Consider the following 331-nt stretch of genomic DNA (forward strand, 5'->3'; position numbering starts at 1 on the left):
GGCGGTCCCAGCTCGGGCAAGACCACCACGGTCAACCTGCTGCGGGGCCGCGGGTACACGACCACGATCGAGCACGCCCGGCACTACATCGACCTGCAACGGATCACCGGGCGCAGCACTGCGGAGGTGCGGGCACGGCAGAGCGAGTTCCAGCGCGCGGTCGTAGACATGCAGATCGAGCAGGAGCACTCCCTCGACCCGCAACAGACGGTGTTCCTGGACCGTGCCCTGCCGGACTCGCTCGCCTATTACCGCTTCCTCAACCTCGAGCCCGACACCGCCCTGCTGGGCGCGCTGGCCGCCACCCGGTACGCGACGGTGTTCCTGCTGG

At 69.2% G+C, this 331-nt stretch carries 1 protein-coding gene; it reads left to right on the plus strand.

The window, feature by feature from the left end:
• A partial coding sequence (locus tag ASG00_RS05255; RefSeq protein ID WP_235559173.1) for an ATP/GTP-binding protein occupies positions 1-331 on the plus strand: 331 nt, incomplete at both ends.

This window comes from Microbacterium sp. Leaf351 (assembly GCF_001423825.1).
Lineage (GTDB): Bacteria > Actinomycetota > Actinomycetes > Actinomycetales > Microbacteriaceae > Microbacterium > Microbacterium ginsengisoli.